Consider the following 4,760-nt stretch of genomic DNA (forward strand, 5'->3'; position numbering starts at 1 on the left):
ACATAATCTAATTAGTTTTTAATAATAATGAATTTTAACCTGTCTGTCAACAAAAAAAGCCCAGTTTTTAACTCGGCCCTATTATTAAAATAATCTACCTACCCCATAGTGGATAGCAATGGTAATTAAACCTATGACAATATTACGAATAATGGCAACTTTCGTATCACCATCACCTAATTTCGAGCTAATCAAAGCCGTCAAGGCACTCGATGCCGCCACGGCGGCGATTGTCATCGGCCACTTATAAAATCCATTTACAAAGGTCATTGCCATTAATGGCAAGATCCCACCTAAAGCCGCCGCAAACAATGATGAAAAAGCGGCCGCCCATGGATCCAAATAATGACCAAGCTCAATATTGTACTTTACTTTTAAAACCGTTGCTAACGGTTTTTTCTTCATTAAATCCTCGGCGATCTTTAAAGAAAGATCACTGGTCAAGCCTTTGGAATGATAATAAGCTTGCACTGCTTCTAATTCACCTTGAAAGTCAGTTTTCAAAAGATGTTGCTCTTTTGCCACGACCGATTTTTCAGTATCTTTTTGCGTGCTCACCGATGCATATTCACCGACTGCCATCGAAAAAGCACAGGCTAACAAATCTGATAAACCAGCAATAAAAATGGTAAAAGAATTTGAGGTTGCGGCCGCTACCGAAACAAGGACCCCGACCACGGTGAGAATCCCATCATTAGATCCTAAGACCCCAGCACGCAAAGTATTTAATTTTTCTTCCATGGTTTGGTGCTGATGTTTAATTGTTTTAATTTGCATAGTAACTCCTTAGTGGGCAAATAATTGTCCAATGACGAAAGTAATCAACATGGTAATTAAGCCAGCAATTACGTTCCGGAAAGCCGACTTCCAACGATCTGATCCACCAAGCACTGCTGCTGTGTATCCGGTAATAATCAACATGAAGGTGACCGCCAACATGGTCATCCAAATCCGTAAGTGAACTGGTGAAATCGTAACCGCCACAATCGGTAAAATTGAGCCAATTGGGAAGGAAATAAAAGAAGCAATCGCCGCATCGTATGGACTGGTATATTCGCGTGGGTTAAAGCCATACCGTTCTTGAACCACAGTCCCAATTGGATCTTTATCCATCAATTGTTGAGTCGCTGCTTGAGCTAATTCTGGATCGATAGATTGATCAAGGTACTTTTGCTTAACAAAAGAAAACTCGCTAGCGTAATCATTTTTTAAACGCTGACCTTCAACTGCTAAGGCCATCTTTTGGGAATCCTTTTGGGTACTGACTGAAATGTATTCACCCGCTGCCATGGAAATCGTGCCTGCCAAACTACCTGCCAGACCAGAGATTAAAATAGCAAAGGGATTTTGCGTTGCTGCCGCAACCCCAATTACAATCCCCGCTACCGAGATAATGCCATCATTTGCCCCCATCACACTAGCTCGTAAAATATTCACCTTTTGTGCTAACGACATTTTCCGTTTCATTCGCTTCTCCCTCTTTAGTTTAGAATCGTTCTAATTACATTTATTATCATAGATTCATCACTATCAGAAGTCAAGCTTTTTTAGAATTATTCTAAAAAAGAATGTGGTTTCCGTTTGGAATACCACATTCTTTAAGATCTATATTTAGTTTTGCTGATCAGTCCGAATCACCGTAACCGAGACCCCAGAATTCTCAACGATATAGGATGCTTGCGATCCAATCGCCTTACGTGAACCGGTTTTCCCAATCGAGCCAATCACTAGGAGATCTGGCGTAAATTCAGGAATGACATGATTACAGATTCGTTCAGCAGGATGGTCACCTTGGTCAACAATTAAGGTAATCTTCTTGGGATCCACCCCATAATCAATCGCTGCTTGAACGTATTCTTGAACCTGTTCTTCTAGTTTTTCGCGACTGTCAATGACATAATCCTTATCCAAGATTTGAAAGACATTGACATTATGAGTTTCATATACGGAGACAATGCCTAATTCGGAGCCATCACGCTTAGCTTTGTCCACCGCATAATCAAAAGCCGCTAAGGCATCTGGAGCATTATCAACCCCAACTAAAATTTTATGAAACGTCTTTGGTTTGATTTCCATTATGAATCTCCTCTCCGCTTGTTTCATGCTACTTCTTTATGATACCGGCATTTGATATACTTGTAAACAACTAATCTTTGGAGGTTTAGCCAATGGAATGGAAGCAAAAAAAGTTTAATGAATTAACCACTAAAGAATTGTTCCAAATATATCAATTTCGATCTCAAGTCTTTACAGTTGGACAAAATCGGATCTATCAAGATCCTGATGAAAATGATCTAGTGGCAACCCATGTCTTTGCTATCAATAATAGTGACGTGGTTGCCTATGCACGTATTTTTATTGAAGATAATTTTGTTACTTTTGGACGAGTTGCTACCTCACCTAGTTACCGCGGTCAGGGCCTGGGCCAACAGCTAATGGATTTAGTAATGCAAACGATCCAACAAAATTATCCAAAGAAGCCAATTGAAATTCATGCCCAAGATTATGTCGAAGGTTTTTATCAAAAATTTGGGTTTACCAGTCAAGGGGCGCCAGTTCAAATTGCGGGTACCCCTCATATTAAAATGACTCATCCGGCTATGTAACCCTTACCATATTACTTCAAAAAAGGAGATCCTCAAATTTCTGAGGATCTCCTTTTTAATAGACCAAAATTAATTAGTCTTTCTTCTTGAAGTTCTTAAATCCAGCTAAGGCTGCGATACCCGCTAATAAGGCACCCATCGTGGTCATGGAAGCATTCGTTTCATTACCAGTTTGTGGTAAGGATTCAGTTTGCTTCGTAGCACTCTGGTCAGCGTTGGTCGTATTTGTTAATACTTGATCCGCATCTTGCCAACTGTAAACTCCGGAATGTACTTGCGTTTCCGTAATTTGAGCGGTTGATAAGGATGCTGAAGCCGATTCACTAGCCGAAACTGAGTCATTTTGACTGAGCGTCTTAGACAAGCTTTCGCTCGCTACTTGACTCATAACGCTGCTAAGGGCCTTGCTCAACGAAGTTGAAGCACTCTCACTTAAGGACTCGTTACCAGATTGAGCATCACTTAAGGATACTGAAGCACTCTGCGATGCGGCCCGGTTTGAAGTACTTTGACTGGTGCTGATTGAGGCTGCTGAAGCCGAAGCTTGGGCAATTGAAGTCAATTCATCACTGGTCAAGTTACCACGGTTGGAAAGACTCGTCGAAACCGAAGTGCTGTTAAGAGCACTTTGTGAAGCACTATTAACTTCACTTAAGCTCTTCACGGCCGATACCGAAGCACTGTTGTTCAACGATGCATCTGAAGCACTCGCGTTGGATACACTGGTACTCAAACTCGTTGAGTTTTCATTACTAATTGATGTAATCCGACTTTCGTTCGTGCTACCAGCTTGCGATTGACTAGCCAAGTCACTAGCACTAGCAATCTGACTCTTCACTTCACTCTCGTGGTTTGCCGTACTGTAACTCGTTGAGTTCTCAGCACTGATAGAAGCACTCACACTTTGACTAGCGCTAATTGATAAGCTTTCACTCGTTGAAAGGGAAGCACTTTGCGAAGCTAGGCTTTCACTTGCCACTTGACTTAGGACACTGCTGAGGGCCTTGCTCAACGAAGTTGAAGCACTCTCACTTAAGGATTCATTACCTGATTGCAGATCACTTAAGGAAGTTGAGGCACTTTGTGAAGCCGCCCGGTTTGAAGTGCTTTGACTAGCGCTGACTGAGGCTGCTGAAGCCGAAGCTTGCGCCATCGACGTTAATTCATCACTCGTTACATTGTCCCGATCATCCAAACTGTTAGATGCCGAAGTGCTGTTTTCGGCACTAACTGAAGCACTGTCGAGTTCACTGATAATTTGTTCAACTGATGTTGAAGCACTGTTATTCAATGATGCATCCGAAGCACTCGCGTTGGATACGCTGGTACTCAAACTCGTTGAGTTTTCATCACTAATTGATGCAATCCGACTTTCATTAACACTGCCCGCCTTGGATTGGTTTGCCAAGTCACTAGCACTAGCGATTTGACTCTTCACTTCACTCTCGTGGTTAGCCGTACTGTAATTCGTCGATTCAATCGTACTCGTCGAAGCACTCCGACTAGTATTACTCCGAGCACTTTCGCTCACTACTTGACTCATAACACTGCTGAGAGCCTTGCTCAATGATGTTGAGGCACTGTCACTTAGCGAATCATTATTAGATAGATCATCACTGAGTGATACTGAAGCACTCGTCGAGGCCTCACGATTCGAAGTACTTTGGCTAACGCTAACTGAGGCTGCCTTTTGACTTGCTGCCGAGACAGAAGCTGACTGTTCACTAGTTAAGCTACCCGTTTCCGAGAGACTTTGTGAATCGCTAGCACTTACCAGTGCACTGGTTGAAGCACTATTAATTTCACTTAAGCTCTTCACCGCTGAGGTTGAAGCACTACTATTCAAGGCATTATCAGAGGCACTCGCCTTCGAAACACTTGTGCTCAAACTCGTCGAGTTTTCATCACTAATTGATGCAATCCGACTTTCATTCGTGCTACCGGCCTTGGATTGACTTGCCAAGTCACTGGCACTGGCAATCTGGCTCTTCACTTCACTTTCGTGGTTTGCCGTACTGTAACTCGTTGAGTTAACTACACTTTCTGAAGCACTCACACTTTGACTAGCACTGGTTGAAAGGCTGTCACTAATGGAAGTACTCAAGGACTCACTCGTTGATGCGCTGAGCGATTCGCTCGTCGAGGCACTCAAGG

The 4,760-nt window shown here is 42.7% G+C and carries 5 protein-coding genes; 1 reads left to right on the forward strand and 4 read right to left on the reverse strand.

Going from position 1 to position 4,760, the window contains the following annotated elements:
• Positions 1-84 precede the first annotated feature (84 nt).
• The 3 genes from PS3_RS07510 to PS3_RS07520 form a co-directional block, all read right to left on the reverse strand.
• Positions 85-777 (reverse strand): VIT1/CCC1 transporter family protein, encoded by a 693-nt coding sequence (locus tag PS3_RS07510; RefSeq protein WP_007122541.1) that lies wholly within the window; start codon positions 775-777, stop codon positions 85-87.
• Positions 778-786: 9 nt separating this feature from the next.
• Positions 787-1,467: a VIT1/CCC1 transporter family protein gene (locus tag PS3_RS07515; protein WP_007122542.1), complete on the reverse strand. Its 681-nt coding sequence runs from the start codon at positions 1,465-1,467 to the stop codon at positions 787-789.
• Positions 1,468-1,611: 144 nt separating this feature from the next.
• The gene (locus tag PS3_RS07520) at positions 1,612-2,079 is read right to left on the reverse strand and encodes a universal stress protein (protein WP_040468641.1); all 468 of its coding nucleotides are present in this window, start codon (positions 2,077-2,079) and stop codon (positions 1,612-1,614) included.
• A gap of 89 nt (positions 2,080-2,168) precedes the next feature.
• Between PS3_RS07520 and PS3_RS07525 the strand changes: the two genes are divergently transcribed.
• Positions 2,169-2,606 (forward strand): GNAT family N-acetyltransferase, encoded by a 438-nt coding sequence (locus tag PS3_RS07525; RefSeq protein ID WP_007122544.1) that lies wholly within the window; start codon positions 2,169-2,171, stop codon positions 2,604-2,606.
• 73 nt (positions 2,607-2,679) lie between these two features.
• Here the strand turns inward: PS3_RS07525 and PS3_RS07530 are convergent.
• Positions 2,680-4,760, reverse strand: a 2,081-nt coding sequence (locus PS3_RS07530; RefSeq protein WP_141566752.1) for an LPXTG cell wall anchor domain-containing protein, incomplete at its 5' end; no start/stop codon positions are given.

This window comes from Limosilactobacillus gastricus PS3 (assembly GCF_000247775.1).
Classification (GTDB): Bacteria; Bacillota; Bacilli; order Lactobacillales; family Lactobacillaceae; genus Limosilactobacillus; species Limosilactobacillus gastricus_A.